We start from the raw sequence: 13364 nt of genomic DNA on the forward strand, positions 1-13364 counted from the left end.
TAAATTTATACTTATCGACTGAATCGAAGACTTTGAGGGGATTCTTTATTATTTATCAACATTTAATTGTTGAAGGTAAAAAAGTTCTTTAATATAGAATTATAGATAGGAGATTAAAGTGAAGAAAATAATTTTTACTGGTGGAGGAAGTGGTGGTCATGTAATGCCTGCAATAACTTTACTTAAAGAATTAATTAATGATGAGAATTACTCTATCTATTATATAGGTGGACGCAATAGTATAGAGAGGAATTTAATAAGTGAATTCAATATTAAATACGTACCAATATTTACGGGAAAGCTTCGAAGATATCTTTCTTTAGAGAACTTCACTGACATTTTTAAAATCATTCTTGGAACAATTCAATCTTTCTTTTTTCTACTATTTAAATCTAGAGATACTCTCATTTTTTCAACAGGAGGATTTGTCTCTGTTCCCGTTGTTGTGGCTGGAAAACTTACAGGAAAGAAAATTTTTATTCACGAACAAACTAGTCGAGTGGGTCTAGCTAATAAAATTTGCTCTATTTTTGCTAACAAAGTTTTTGTAAGTTTTGAAGAATCATTGAAGTTTTTTCCAAAGGAGAAAACGATCCTATCTGGTTATCCAATACGTAGAGAATGTTTTGATACAAGTTTAAACTTTAGTGAATTTAAAGGAATAAGTTTAAGTCAGCCAGATCGACCAATTCTCTTTATTACGGGCGGTGGAAATGGGTCTCTTCTCTTAAATGATTTAATTAAAGAAGATATAAAGTACTTAGAAGATCATTATATTACTATTCATCAAGTTGGAAAAAAATTTATTTCTGAATTTGAAAAATTGAAAACGGATTCATATATTCCCGTTTCTTTTATTGGAAAAGAAATAATAGATATTATGAAATCTTCAGCGATCATTATTTCTAGAGCTGGCGCGGGGACAGTTTGTGAATTAATGGCATTACAGAAGAGAAGTATTTTTGTTCCTTTAAAGATAGCACAGCAAAATGAGCAGTATCATAATGCGATGGAAGCGAGTAGAAAGCTTGGCTCCCTTGTCATTTCTGAGGATGAGCTTCTAAATCTAAGTATAAAGACAATTCTTTCAACCTTTAATAACCAACAGTTTGAAAATAAAGGTGAATTTTCAATATCGGCAACGGACTTATTAGTCGAAGAAATTAGAAGGGCCTGAGAAAGTGTGAGACTTTATAAGAACTTTCTTTCACACTAGTTTCAGTGGTTTATAGAGAACTGTGAAAGAAAAGTATATGTAAATAATGCACCATGGTGTGCTTTCGGTGTTATTCATTCCTATAATTTAAATAAGAAATAGTTCTCACTAACAGGATGTGTACATGAGAATTTTAATTTTACTTCTCTCTCTTGCTCTCTTTACTTCGTGCTCGAAAGATTCCCCCTTAAGTAATTCTCTTCCAGGCTCTAACGATAAAGACCCAGGAGTTGAACCAATATCTGCATTAGCTTTTAAAGTTGTTGGAGACTATAGCGGAAATACTTGGAGGAGCGAGTGGACTCAGTTTATCTTTAATAGCTTAGATGAGCAGAGTTCAGGACTTCTCGAAAATGAAATTAATCTAGCTGATCTCTCTGTGATTAATTGCCTAAAGTTTAATTCTCTTTCTAGAAATGAAAAGAAAATGTTTTGGGCCCTCTTTATGTCTTCAATTTCTCATTTTGAATCAAGCTTTAATCCTAATGAAAGGTATTGGGAGAGATCAATGAGAAAGTATTCAGAGGGATTATTTCAATTGAGTACTAGTGATTCTAATTACTATTCATATTGTAATGTAGATAGTTCTAATATTTTAGACCCAGAGGAGAATATTAGTTGCGCGGTTTCTATTTTAGATATTCAAATTGAGGGGTCAAGTAGAAGAGAGCCTGGAAGACTATTTCCGACTTCCTATTTTTATTGGTCTGTTTTAACTAGAGATACTACAAGGGTAAAAGTTCAAAAATTCTTTAAAGAAAGAGTTTCTGAACATCTTCCTTTTTGTAGTTAATAGTAATAAGAGAAAGAGCCTTCTGATTGATAACTTCCTCTTTGCCTAGCATGATCAAGAGTTATTGCAGCAGACTTAGAGATTGAATATCTTAATCTAGATCCGTACTCATAAGTCTTTTTCACATGAGCGGGAAATCTCCACTTGTAATTACCAAAGAATCCAAATTTAAGACTTCTTTCAGAGTTAAAAATTAGTTCCGCTTCTGGGCCAATACCAAAGCGATACCCTTCTTTTGACAATTCCTTATGAAACTCAAGATCAGAAGACATAAAGAGATAAGTTTTAAAAAAGCTTCCCATAAGAGCTGCTCCTCCACCAACTTCTAAGTTTGGAGCCAAGCAGTTATCACAGGAGTTATCACGAATTGACTTTGCTCCTAAGTCGAATTTCCAGGAGATATTAGAGAAGAACTTTTGTATTGGGCTTAGAGAAATAACTTTTACTAAGCTTAATTTATCTAAGTAGAGTTTAGAAGATTTTCCTTCTAAATCATCTTTTGAAAAATACTTAAGCTTAAAATTCATCATTTCCATAGTTGCTTGTGGATTTTGTCCAATATCCGAATCATAGAAGTCATGAAGTGTTGATCTATGAGAGAAAGTTTGAAAGCTTCCTCTTTTGTTATCATCACCGTAACCAAGAGTGACTCTTCTTGAGTGATGACCTAGTTCAGGTCTTTCATTCTCTGGAGTGATGTAAACTTTTGCCATATTTTGAACTCCTGTCTCTGCTCTGCTAACTAAGAGTTCTTGTTTCCATTTCATTGCTTCTTTTTCTTCTAAAAGAATTTCTTTACTATTTTTATAGTCCAAATAATCAATGGCCGTATCTAAAACTTTTGCTTTTGTTTCATTTGATGAAGAATTTAAGGATTTAGCTGATTTACTTTCAATGACTTCTTTAAATAGCTTCTCTTCTTCATTTGTTAATTCTGAAACAGAGAGCTTGGCCTTTCTCATTTTTGAAGGTCTATACCCAATACGTCTTACAAGTCCTTTCGTTTTTGTAATAGTTTTGATTGTATCGACAGGAAGTACAAAAGTTGGATTTCTTTCAGAGAGATTCCACTTTTCATTAGCTACATCTAAAAGGCCTAGCATATGGTATGAACAATTTTCTGTGAGATAGAAGTAGTTAAAATAAGTTTTACCCATCTCCCAAATGTGAGCGACGATTGTATCGACTTCTTTTTGAGTAAGATTTAGATCATAACTCCAAAGGTCTCTTGACTCGTAGTCATTGTATTCTCTAACTTTATAGAAATAAGGCATGGCCGCAAACTCACCTTTGAAGCCTCCCGCAAATCCTAGGATAGCATAGAGTAGGGCGTTACTAGTTGTGACAGTTGCGGAGTAGTTGACAGCGTAGTCTAGTAGTTCTGAATTTTGATCTTCCTCAGCACTCGAGCGGATATCTTTATTTAGCCTCATAAAAGTATGACCAAAGGCAGAAGCCGGAGTATCTAAGTAGTAAGATGAAAAAATAATTGAAACTGATTTTGCAGAAACTCTCTTTCTGAACTGCTCAAACTTCTCACAGTTTGCACCGATATCTTTATTCGTGATGAGTCCTGTCTCTAGAAGGAAAATAGTTCTAGCGGGGAAGCGGCACTCAGGTCTTTCAGAGCTATCCTTGAATGAAGACTTATCCTTTTTAAAATTTTCAATATTAGCTTCTAGTTCTAGTTTTGGATTTCCTTTTCCGTCTTTATGAAAAAAGAAAGTAGGTTCATCTGCTTCACTTGTATAGCCAGAGAAAATATTTGGTTTATAGTGAAGAAGATTTAACCATCTCTTGCTGTGAGCAATTTCTTGATTTGAAATCGTAGCTTTGATAGTGAATGAAGTGAGAAGTAATATTAAGAGTAGTGCCTTTTTCATGGCAAAATAATATCACTGGAAGCGTGATGCTTCCAGTGAATTTGAATTATGATCTAATTAGATACAAGCTTTATTTGTTTCGATAACGTTTCTGATGCTCATGTCAATTGAAGAAGCTTCAGTGTTGTCAGCAGAAAAGATAGTCTTGTAGTTCTTTTGAAGAGCTGATCCAACTGCCTTAAGGTTTGTACAACCGTACATTCTTGATAGAGAAGCAAGAGTTGCACCTTGTCCACGAGCGATGTCGTTAGAAAGAGCTACTTTGTTTGCTTTGATAAATACAGCGTTTGCTTGTCCGCCCATACCGTCTAGTTCACAGTTAGATGTACCAGAAGTCATACCAAAAGTTGCGTTTCCTGAAGAACCATTTGTAGTTGCTCCAAGAACTTGGTGCATTAAGCTTGATCCGTCAGTAAAAAGAGTAGAACCTAGTCCACAACCTTGAGCTTGGTAAGAAGCTGCTGATGCAGAAACAGAAATTAAACCACCTGCTACTAAACCTAAAATAAGTTTTTTCATTCATTCCTCCGTGAAAAAAATTAGTTATTGAATGTTTTCAATTACATAAAAATGTAGCAGAGATCAGGCCCTGCTACAATAGGAAAATTAAAGAAATTTTATTAATACCTGACTAGATTCTTAAGATATAACCACGAGACTTTATCGTTTTAATATATTGAGAGAAAGGTTTAAGTTTCTTTCTAAGGTTAGAAAGGTGAGTATCAATATTTTGATTTTGTACGTGGACATTTGGCCATAATAAATTCGTAATATAGTCTCGACTAAAAATTTTATTTGGATTTTTTGAAAGCAGGTGAATAATTTTAAATTCAATTGGTGTAAGCTGAATTTTCTTTTCACCAATTTCTGCCATCTGAACTTCTGTGTGTAAAATAAAGCCATCAAAAGTTATTTTCTCTTCAACGGACTTTGTACCTTTCTTTGTCACAATTTTATTTTTAATTCTTGCGACTAATTCATTTAGAGAAACAGGTTTAACAATAAAATCATCAGCACCAAGTTCCATTCCTTGAACAACAACATCTTCAGAAGGATCACCTGTAAGAAAGATTACAGGGATTTCAGGATGAGTATCTTTAAACTTCCCGTAGAGTTCAAAGCCATTCATGTTTGGCATATGTAAATCAAGGATAACAAGATCAGTTTTCTTAGAGTTTAAGTAACCAATTAACTCAATAGGGTTTTGAATCAATTCAAGGTCAAAATTTGTTTCTAATAATTCTCTATAGCTTAAGAGGTTATCTTCTACATCATCAACTATGGTTACGTGCATTTTTTCACCCATAATTTACTCCGAGGTCATTCTTGTTGTATGCTAACTTTAGAAAGTATTTTTCTTAAGGTTAGTTATCTAAGTTACTTTATTTATATATAAATTTAAGACTCATATGTTTGAGTGTCAATGAATTTAGTTTTCTAAGGTAAATAAGTGGAGGCTTCTTTAGGTTGTGGAGAGTTTGATGAAACAAGTTGTTGATATTACAAAATGGCAAGAAAGACTACAGAGCTTCGCAGTAGAGAGAGATTGGGAGCAATTTCATAACCCAAAGAATTTGGCGATGGCATTGAGCGTGGAAACTTCAGAGCTGCTCGAAATATTTCAGTGGTTGAGTTTAGAGCAAAGTGAAAAATTAAGTGATGATTTAAAATTAAAAGTAGAGCATGAAGCCGCAGATATTCTTCTTTATTTAATGAGAATAACAGATCTCTTAGATATAGATCTTGCTGGAGCCTTGGAAGAAAAATTTAGACTAAACGGTGAGAAGTACCCCTTAGAATTATCACGAGGTACAGCTAAAAAATATAGTGAATTAAAGCCCGAGTAAACCTTTCTTGAGACCTTCATCGATTGCATTCACAAACCAAACTGAAAGCATTGCTTTTGAAAAGTCTCCACCTTCAATTTTTGTAAGTTTTTTTTCATTAATAGTTGATTCAACACCGTCAGCTAAAAAGTTAAATGTCATGACTTGTCCTTTTTTGATGTCGCTGAAGTAAGTATAGAAAGTGTTAATTCTCTCTTGTAGCTTTGGAAGGTCCTCTTTAGGAGTGGCATTTTTGAAAGCCTCTTTCCAGCCCCCGATTAAATCATCAGCATCAACATCTCTTACAAACTTCATTATTATTTGCTTTGGAGCTTTATCATTTAAGAAAGTGTTATAATCTGAGCTCTTCTTTTCCATGTAGAGCCCACCAACATAGACTTTGATTCCAAGCCATGTGGCCTTTCTTGTTCCTAGACCATTTAAGACAAGTTCTTTACCTGAGAGCTTAACTGTGTCTGGAAGTGTTACTCCGTCTTGAGTTGCAGAAAAAACATTTACACTAAGTAGTACGAGAATTGAAAAAATAATAGATTTCATGAAAATCTCCTTATGAATAGAATTTCTTATATTCTAACACTAATCGAGCTTTTCTAAAGAGAATAAAAAAGGCCACTATTTCTAGTGGCCCTTCTATTATAAAAATAAATTTTTGAAAATTACTTTCTTTCACCTCTAACAACAGATCTCTTGTTACAAGCAAGTTCTTTCTTTCTAACTCTGATGTTAATTGGAGTAACTTCTACCCACTCATCATCGTCAATCCAGTCCATTGCCCACTCAAGTGTCTTCTTAGGAACTGGAGGTAAAACAATATTTACATCTTTACCGGCAGTTCTCATACTTGAAAGGTGCTTCTCTCTGATACAGTTAACGTTTGTATCGTTAACTCTTGTGTGTTCACCAATAACCATTCCTTCGTAACACATATCACCTGGCTCAACGAACATCTTACCGTTGTTAAGAAGGTTAAATAGTGCATATGGAGTTATTTTTCCAGCACGGTCAGAAATAATAGCTCCATTTTGTCTTGAAAGCATAATTCCTGCAAATTCACCGTAACCAAGGTATTCAGAACTAATTAATCCTTCCCCTCTAGTATCAGTTAGGAAAGTTGATCTATATCCAATAAGTCCACGAGAAGGGATTCTAAACTCTACTCTTGTTCTATCTTCACCGATTGGCATCATATTACCCATGATACCTTTTCTTATCGAAAGCTTTTCAGTGATAGGACCTGTACAGTCACTTGGAATATCTACTACAACGTTTTCATATGGTTCAGTCTTTGCACCATTTTCATCAGTGCTAAAAAGAACTTCAGGTCTTGAGATCATTAGCTCGTAACCTTGTCTTCTAATTTCTTCAAAAACGATCGCAAGTTGAAGTTCCCCACGTCCTTTAAGTTTTAAAACCTTTGGGTCATCAGTACCTTCATATTGAAGAGCAACGTTTAATCTACAAGCTTCTTGAAGAAGTTCTTCAAGTTTTCTTGATGTAAGGTATTCACCCTCTTTACCAGAATTTGGAGAAGTGTTAACAGAAACGTTTACAGAAACTGTTGGTGGCTCAACTGTAATTCTTTCAAGTGGAGAGATATCTTGTGGAGAACAAATCGTGTCACCAATAGCGTTCTCTGAAGAACCTGCTACGATAACGATTTCACCAGCAGAAGCTGAGTCTACTTCTTTAAATCCAATTTTGTCATAGATTTGAATTGAGGAAACTTTAAATGATTTATTCTTTCCAGCTTCATCACAACGAATAAAGTTTTGGTTCTTTGTGATTGTTCCTCTACTGATTCTTCCTACTAGAAGTGCACCAAGGTACTCAGAGTAAGAAAGATTCGTCACTAGAAGTTGAAGGTTTTCACCTTGTTCAATTTGAGGTTCAGGGTAGAAGTCAGAAACGATGAAATCTAAGATAGGATTCATGTCACTTCTTTTTTCCGCAGGATCTAATGTTGCCCAACCTTCTTTTGCAGAAGAATAAATAATTGGAATATCTAAATCGTAATCTTCAAGTCCAAGTTGATCGGCCATTTCTAAGAATAGATCTTCAATCTCACCTTTAACTTCTTCGATTCTCTCGTCAGGTCTGTCGATTTTATTAATGATGACACCAATTTTAATTCCACGAGCTAATGCTTTTTGAAGAACGAATCTTGTTTGAGGAAGCGGTCCCTCGGCAGCGTCTACTAAAAGTAAAACACCATCAACCATCATAAGTGATCTTTCAACTTCTCCACCAAAGTCAGCATGGCCTGGAGTATCTAGAAGATTTACTCTGAAGCCTTTGTAGTCAAAAGCACAGTTCTTAGCTGTAATTGTAATACCTCTTTCTTTTTCGATATCACCTGAGTCCATAACTCTTTCAGAAACTTGTTCTCTTTCACCAAAAGTTCCAGACTGCTTTAATAGCTCATCTACTAGCGTTGTTTTTCCATGGTCAACGTGAGCGACGACGGCAATGTTTTTCAAATTAGACATACAATTTCCTATAGGCTATGATGCTTGTTGTTAAAATATTAATATTTTTCACCCATACTAATGGAAGTGATGGGCTTTGTAACTTAAAAGATTGCGCTATGATTCAATTGAATAACATTTCTAAGGCCTTTGGCGGGCAAACTCTTTATGAAGACATTTCATTTATATTAGGACCGAAAGAGAGGATAGGCCTTGTCGGTAGAAATGGAAGTGGTAAGTCCACACTTTTTAAAATTATAACTGGTGAGCTCTCTCACGATGGGGGCTCTATAAATGTCCCCAAATCCTATAAAATTGGTTACTTAAGGCAGCATCTTGAATTCTCAAAATCATCGGTTCTAGAGGAGTGTATCCAATCCCTCGCTAAGGAAGAGGAGTTTGATCACTATAAGGCCGAAAAGATTTTGTCAGGATTAGGTTTTAGTGAAGAGGATATGAGCGCTGATCCTTTGAGCTTCTCTGGCGGTTATCAGATTAGAATTAATCTCGCGAAATGCTTATTAGAGGCTCCTCATCTCTTACTTCTAGATGAGCCTACAAACTACTTAGATATTATTTCACTTAGATGGCTTAAGAATTTTTTAAAGAACTATCAAGGAGAAGTTATTCTCATTACCCATGATAGAGACTTTATGGACGATGTTGTTACTCACACAATGGGGATAAGTCGTGGTGGACTTAAGAAAATAAAAGGTGTTACTGCAAATTTCTATGAACGTCTTATTGAAGATGAACTTGTTTATGAGCAAACTAGGGCCAATCAAGAAAAGAAAAAGAAAGAGCTAATGTCTTTTGTCGATAGATTTAGGGCCAAAGCTTCTAAGGCAACACAAGCGCAATCCAGATTAAAGCAACTTGAAAAAATGGGAACGATGGATGAGTTGGCCAAAGAAGGAAACCTTGGCTTCTCCTTTCGTTACACGGAATGTCCCGGAAAAGTTATTTTAACTGCTGATGATCTTTCTTTTTCTTATTCTGGTAGTGACGATGAACTTCTCTTTAAGAATTTGAAACTTGATATTAAAAGAGAAGATTGCATTGGAATTATTGGTAAGAATGGTAAGGGAAAATCTACGCTTTTAAATGTTTTAACAGGTGAGCTAAAACAAAATTCTGGAGAAATAAAATATCATCCTTCTGCTCAAGTAGGACACTTTGGTCAAACGAATATTAATAGACTTTCGGAAGGTATGACTATTGCTTCTGAAGTAGCCTCTTCAAACACTGAACTTTCTTTTAGCGAGGTTCGTTCAATTTGTGGAAGTATGATGTTTGAAGGAGACCTTGCAGATAAGAAAATTAGCGTTCTATCTGGGGGAGAAAAATCGAGAGTAATGCTTGGAAAAATACTTGCCCATAAATCAAATATTCTCTACCTCGATGAGCCTACCAACCATTTGGATATGGAAGCTGTGGAAACTCTTTGTGAGAAGCTTGAAAAATTTCCAGGCGCTATTGTTCTTGTTACCCACAACGAAATGTTTCTTCGAAGACTTGCTAATAGACTTGTCGTTTTTAGAGAGGGAGGAGCAGAAGTTTTTGAAGGAAATTACGATGAGTTCTTAGAAAAAGTTGGATGGGATGAAGACATTGTTCAAACTGCAGAAGTGGTAAAAGAAGAAAAGTTTTCTAAGAAAGATTTAAAAAGACTTCGAGCAGAATTAGTATCTGAAAGAAGTAAGGAGTCTAAACCATTTAGAAAGAGAATGGATGAATTAGAAAAGGATATTTTTACGAAAGAAGAGAAGATCGATGAAATAAATAATTCACTTATTGAGGTAAGTTCATCGGGAGACGGCAGTAAGATAACTGAACTATCTAAGAATTTAGGTGTTTTACAAAAGCTTCTTGATATTGAGTATGATGAATTATCAGAACTCACAGACAAGTATGAGGAAATACAAAAGAGTTATGAAACTAGGCTAAATGAACTAGAGCTTTAACTTTTGTCTAAAGAAATTTAGTAAATCTTAAGAAGAATATTCTTGGAAGAGAGTGTGAAATAGTTGAAGATATCTCTATGAAAAAACTAAGCCAGAATAAGATTATTGAAAATTTCTCTAACAACTTTAATCTAACTCCAAGAGAGACAGAGATTGTTGGAGAACTTTTAAAACAAATGACGAGTACAAAGCAAATTTCTGAATCATTAGGAATTAGTACATCGACTGTTCGTAATCATTTTGAAAATATTTTTAGAAAAACAAATTGCGAAAATAAATGTGAAGTGGCTGTTCTTGTTTATAAAGAACTATTCTCTAAAATGAAAACATTTCAATCTCTTGCTAGAACTCCGAAGGTCCTTGTTGTGGAAGACAATGAAGTTATGTGCGAAGTCCTAGCGAACTCTATCGAAAATCTTGGAATGAGTGCAACGAGAGTAACTGACCCAGAAGAAGTTCTACCTCTTCTTGCGTCTGAACGATTTGATTGTGTTATTTCTGATATTAGGATGCCAAATAAAGATGGCGTCGAACTCTTATCTGAGATAAGAAAGTCTCATCCTATTTGGCCATTTGTTATTCTCGTTTCTGGGCATCATGATTACGATATTGATGAGCTTCTAAATTTTGGAGCAGTGGCTTATGTTCCAAAGCCTTTTAAAATTGATGAAATTTTTAAGTTAATTTCGGATTATTTTATTGATGACTTAATACAGAGAAATAAATCTATGGTTAAGAGTAAGGAAATCCTTAGAGACTTCGAAAAAGAGATCTTAGATTTAACAAAAGTTTCTGTCGGTACTGGTGGTGCTTTTATTTCTTTTTCTGATCTTCCTTGTATTGGGACAGCTGAGGTTGGAAAAATTTATGACTTTAATGTAAAGGTTGAAGAGCAAGTTGCAACAATTAAAATTGCAGCTGAAGTCGTTTGGAAAAAAGATATTGGAGAAATTAATCCTGGCGTTGGAGTACGCTTTGTTTCTCTAACTCCTGAGGTGGATAGTTTCATTAAGAAGTATATTAGCCAAAATAGTATTTCGAGTTTTATTCCAAATATCTAGTTTATTATTTTCTTTGCCAAGAATGGTACTTTCGAACAAACTCAAGAAGTTTCTTTGGCTTTCTCTCACTCTTCCAAGCTCCTGCGAGATATTTATTCGCTTCTCCCATCGTTGGATACATATGAATTGTTCCAAGAATCTTATTGAGACCATAGTTATTCTTCATCGCACTTATAAACTCCAGTAGTAAATCGCTTGCGTGGTTTCCAATAATGGTTGCACCTAGAATTTTATCACTACCTGGAATAGTTAAAACTTTTACAAATCCATAGTCTTCACTGTCGGCGATGGCCCTATCGAGATCGTCAATATTGTATTTCGTAATTTCATACGCAATTTCTTCCTCTATACACATCTTCTCATTCTTTCCAACAGTGGCAACTTCTGGATCAGTGTAAGTGGCCCAAGGAATAACAGAATAGTCGACCTTGAATTTCTTAAAGCGTCCAAAAAGCCCATTTACAGCGCAGTACCAAGCTTGATGAGCCGCTGTGTGAGTAAGCTGGAAAGGACCAGCAACATCACCGCAGGCAAATATATTTGGAAAATTTGTTTGGAGAAATTCATTTGTTTCAATTGTTCCATTCTTTCTAAGTTTTACGCCAATTTCTTTTAGTCCAAATCCATTTGTATTGGCCTTTCTTCCAATAGCGATAAGAACATCAGTGAATTGAACTTCTACGTCCTGACCTTGGTACTCACAGATAAGAGACATGGGCTTAAATTCCTTGGCCCTGTGACCAGTGAGAATATTGACTCCTTCTTTTGAGAGTCGCTCTTGCAGTGCTATCGAAACGTCAGAATCTTCTTTAGAGAGAAGAGTCTGAGACATTTCTACAAGAGTCACTTTAGACCCAAGTCTTGAAAAAGCTTGAGCTAACTCTACTCCTATTGGACCTCCTCCTAGAATGAGAAGATCTTTTGGCAATTTCTCAAGCTCCCAAATATTGTCAGAAGTTCTTATATGAGCAAGTTCTATACCTTTAATTGGAGGAACAAAGGGCCTAGCTCCTGTGGCGATGGTTATATTTCTCGTTGTCAGTATTCTTCCATTAACTTCTACTTCCCAGGGGGAAATAATATTGGCCTTACCCGTAATGCAGTCGACACCTAGTTGAGTATACCGCTCAATGGAATCATGGGGTTCAATCTTCTTTATAATAGATTTCACTCTATCCATAACGTCCTTGAAATTAAACTCTACTTTGATTTCTTTAATTCCAAAATCATTGGCCCTTTTAGCATGGTGAATGACACTTGCTGATTTAATTAGGGCCTTAGAGGGAACGCATCCAGTATTTAGACAATCTCCTCCCATCTTTCCTTGTTCTATGAGGGCTACTTTGGCATTGACTGTCGCTCCAATATAAGAGGTAACAAGACCTCCTGCTCCAGCTCCAATTGTTATCATATTATAGTCATAACTCTTTGGTCTTTTGAAAGGACCATAAACTCTTCTTGTCTTGTAGATTGTAATAATTTTCTTAGCGATAAGTGGGAAAATTGCAAGTAAGGAAAATGATAGAATTAGTTTTGAATTAAGAATTCCACTTACAGAATCTAGTTTTGATAATTGAACGCCTGCATTCACATAGACAATGGTACCAAGAAGCATACCTGCTTGAGAAATAAGAAAGTAGGTGGTCATTTTTATTTTGGTAAGCCCCATCGCTAAGTTTATTAAAAAGAATGGGAAGGCAGGAATTAACCTAAGAGTAAGAAGATAGAAGTGTCCATCTCTTTCAATACCTTGATTGATTACTTTAAGAGTTTTATTAAATTTTCTTTGAACGAAGTCTCTAAGTAGAAAGCGTGCCATGGCGAAGGAGAGTGTCGCTCCGATCGTGCTTGCAAAGGAGATGATAATTGTTCCTTTTACTAATCCAAAAATAGCTCCACCTGCTAACGTTAGAATAAGTGCTCCAGGTATAGAGAGTGCTGTTGCTAGAATATAGGTAATTGAATATATGATAATTGTTCTTAGAGAATTCTGCGCGTAGAAGTCATCTAAGAGTTCTTTATTTTCTTTTAGAAAATCTAATGTGAGATAGTGGGTGAGATTAAAATATTTAGCGCAAAGAAAAGCGGTAACTATTATCAGTAGTAGTAAAATCTTTGATATATTTTTTTTCATA

11 protein-coding genes are annotated in these 13364 nt (G+C 35.1%); 5 read left to right on the top strand and 6 right to left on the bottom strand.

The annotated features are described in order from the left end of the window. The first annotated feature begins 118 nt into the window (after positions 1–118). Positions 119–1177, top strand: coding sequence for a UDP-N-acetylglucosamine--N-acetylmuramyl-(pentapeptide) pyrophosphoryl-undecaprenol N-acetylglucosamine transferase (locus tag CES88_RS10585; RefSeq protein WP_290734138.1), 1059 nt, complete (start codon positions 119–121; stop codon positions 1175–1177). A gap of 163 nt (positions 1178–1340) precedes the next feature. Beyond that, positions 1341–2009 carry a transglycosylase SLT domain-containing protein gene (locus CES88_RS10590; RefSeq protein ID WP_290734140.1) on the top strand — a complete coding sequence of 223 codons (669 nt, stop codon included), beginning with the start codon at positions 1341–1343 and terminating at the stop codon, positions 2007–2009. On the opposite strand, the gene CES88_RS10595 is transcribed toward CES88_RS10590, so the two are convergent. The 3 genes from CES88_RS10595 to CES88_RS10605 all read right to left on the bottom strand — a co-directional run bounded on the left by CES88_RS10595 (position 2006) and on the right by CES88_RS10605 (position 5186). After that, the gene (locus tag CES88_RS10595; protein ID WP_290734142.1) at positions 2006–3892 is read right to left on the bottom strand and encodes a DUF4105 domain-containing protein; all 1887 of its coding nucleotides are present in this window, start codon (positions 3890–3892) and stop codon (positions 2006–2008) included. The genes CES88_RS10590 and CES88_RS10595 overlap by 4 nt on opposite strands. A gap of 57 nt (positions 3893–3949) precedes the next feature. Further along, positions 3950–4411: a DUF3015 family protein gene (locus CES88_RS10600; protein ID WP_290734144.1), complete on the bottom strand. Its 462-nt coding sequence runs from the start codon at positions 4409–4411 to the stop codon at positions 3950–3952. Between the two features lie 112 nt (positions 4412–4523). Further along, entirely contained in the window at positions 4524–5186 is a 663-nt protein-coding gene (locus tag CES88_RS10605; RefSeq protein ID WP_290734146.1) for a response regulator transcription factor, read from the bottom strand. 187 nt (positions 5187–5373) lie between these two features. Here CES88_RS10605 and CES88_RS10610 point away from each other — a divergent pair, with 187 nt between their 5' ends. Beyond that, the gene (locus CES88_RS10610; protein WP_290734148.1) at positions 5374–5739 is read left to right on the top strand and encodes a nucleotide pyrophosphohydrolase; all 366 of its coding nucleotides are present in this window, start codon (positions 5374–5376) and stop codon (positions 5737–5739) included. On the opposite strand, the gene CES88_RS10615 is transcribed toward CES88_RS10610, so the two are convergent. Together CES88_RS10615 and CES88_RS10620 are read right to left on the bottom strand one after the other, a co-directional pair. Continuing rightward, entirely contained in the window at positions 5725–6276 is a 552-nt protein-coding gene (locus CES88_RS10615) for a chalcone isomerase family protein (RefSeq protein ID WP_290734150.1), read from the bottom strand. The two genes, CES88_RS10610 and CES88_RS10615, sit on opposite strands and share 15 nt — an antisense overlap. 119 nt (positions 6277–6395) lie before the next feature. Then, positions 6396–8225 carry a GTP-binding protein gene (locus CES88_RS10620; RefSeq protein WP_290734152.1) on the bottom strand — a complete coding sequence of 610 codons (1830 nt, stop codon included), beginning with the start codon at positions 8223–8225 and terminating at the stop codon, positions 6396–6398. A gap of 17 nt (positions 8226–8242) precedes the next feature. Between CES88_RS10620 and CES88_RS10625 the strand changes: the two genes are divergently transcribed. Continuing rightward, positions 8243–10168, top strand: a complete 1926-nt coding sequence (locus CES88_RS10625) for an ABC-F family ATP-binding cassette domain-containing protein (RefSeq protein WP_290734154.1) — start codon at positions 8243–8245, stop codon at positions 10166–10168. A 77-nt stretch (positions 10169–10245) separates the two neighbouring features. Further along, positions 10246–11229: a response regulator gene (locus CES88_RS10630; protein ID WP_290734156.1), complete on the top strand. Its 984-nt coding sequence runs from the start codon at positions 10246–10248 to the stop codon at positions 11227–11229. Between the two features lie 4 nt (positions 11230–11233). Here CES88_RS10630 and CES88_RS10635 read toward each other — a convergent pair whose 3' ends face one another. Next, positions 11234–13363: a bifunctional TVP38/TMEM64 family protein/FAD-dependent oxidoreductase gene (locus CES88_RS10635; RefSeq protein WP_290734158.1), complete on the bottom strand. Its 2130-nt coding sequence runs from the start codon at positions 13361–13363 to the stop codon at positions 11234–11236. Between the last annotated feature and the right edge of the window lies 1 nt (position 13364).

The sequence above is a fragment of the Halobacteriovorax sp. JY17 genome, assembly GCF_002753895.1.
Lineage (GTDB): Bacteria > Bdellovibrionota > Bacteriovoracia > Bacteriovoracales > Bacteriovoracaceae > Halobacteriovorax.